The organism is Streptomyces sp. S3(2020) (assembly GCF_013044505.1).
In the GTDB taxonomy this organism is placed as follows: Bacteria; Actinomycetota; Actinomycetes; order Streptomycetales; family Streptomycetaceae; genus Streptomyces.
Window position 1 is genome coordinate 1 of the sequence record NZ_JABERD010000504.1, and the last position, 1,494, is coordinate 1,494.

Genomic DNA, 1,494 nt, shown 5'->3' on the forward strand with positions numbered 1-1,494 from the left:
AGCCGGCGGGGTGCGAGGGCCTCGGTGGCGCGTACGCCGGGCTGGGGCGCCGGGCCCTTCTCCTGGGCGGCCCGGGCCGCGCGGGCGGCGCTCAGCCGGGACAGCGCGTCGAGCAGTTCGCGCTCGCCGCGGCCGCGCAGCAGGAGCAGGACGAAGGGGTCGGCGTCGAGCAGGCGGGCGGTCTGGTAGCAGAGGGCGGCGGCGTGCTTGCAGGGGTGGCCGCGGTCGGGGCAGCTGCACTGCGGTTCGAGGTCGCCGGGTCCGGGGAGCAGCCGGACGCCGCCCTCGGCGAGGGCGTGGGGCATCTCCTTGTCGAGCAGGGCGGCGATGTGCCCGGTGCGGTCCGCGGCGGTGTCCAGGAAGCGGTCCCAGTCGGCGTCGTCGAGCGTCCGCAGCCGCACCTGCACCCGGTACGGCCGGGGCCGGCTGCCCTGTACGTAGGCGAGGACGAGCCCCGGTGTCACGGTGATGGCGTCCACATGTCCCTGCTCCGCGTAACCACGCCCCCGCGCCAGCCGCTTGGCGTCCAGCGCGCCCCTCTCCAGGGCGTCCACCCATGCGTTGCCCCACCAGGTCTCGGCGAACCCGCCGTCCTCGCCACCGGCGCGGGTCGTGAACGCCGGGAAGGTGCGGCGCAGTTCACCGTCCCGGCCGGGGGCGGCCATGGAACGGGCGTGGCGGGGTGCGGCAGGAGGGGGTGAGTCCGGGTCGCCGGTGCCGAGGCGGTACGGGTCGAGGTCGGCCTCCTGCGAGGTGCCGACGGGAGCAGGGTCCCGCCCGGCCGCACTCCCCCGGTCCGCCGCCTCGTCGCCGTCGTCGGGCATGCGGAAGGCGTCGGCCGCCAACTCCCTGACGGCACGCGCCCGTTCTGCGGCGGTACGGCCACCGGCACCGCCGCGGCCGACAGGAGCGGGCGGTGTCGTACGACGCGGCAGGGCCCCGCCGTCGGCGCCCCCGCCCGTGAGCTCCGTACGCGTCCGCCGGTCCTCCGCACGGGCGGCCCGCAAGGCCTCACGCGCCCGGTCCGCGGGCCGTGCTCCCTGCGGGGCGCCTTCCCCGTCCCCGGCGCCCGGGGCGGTTCTCGCCGCGGCGGACACACCGGACGGCTGGGCCGCCGCTCGCTCGCCCGCCGCGAGCGGTGCCGGGCTCGGCTCGGCCTGAGCCGTGTCGATGCGCCGCACCTCACCGTCGGCGTCGGGGTCGGGGTCGGTATTGAGGCGACGACCGGAGAGCGCGCCCCGCAGCGCGGCGCGGGCGGCGTCACCCGGCCGCACCACACGCCGCTCCGGCTCCTGAGCCGCGGGCTGTGCACCGACCTGTGCACCGGCGAACGGTCCCGGCTCCGAACTCCCCGTCGCGGAACCCACGGGAACGGTCGGGTCCGCCGTGCCGTCCCCCGCTGTGCCCGGCACCGCAGGGTCCTCCGCGACCGGCTCGGGCACCGCCGCGACCGCCCGCTCCCCGAACAGGTCGGTCTCGGTCTCCTCGGTGAAG

1 protein-coding gene is annotated in these 1,494 nt (G+C 78.1%); it reads right to left on the reverse strand.

Annotated features, from left to right (window positions below; translation table 11 throughout):
- Positions 1-1,277, reverse strand: a 1,277-nt coding sequence (locus HLK59_RS49965; RefSeq protein WP_346780016.1) for an SWIM zinc finger family protein, incomplete at its 3' end; no start/stop codon positions are given.
- Positions 1,278-1,494 lie beyond the last annotated feature (217 nt).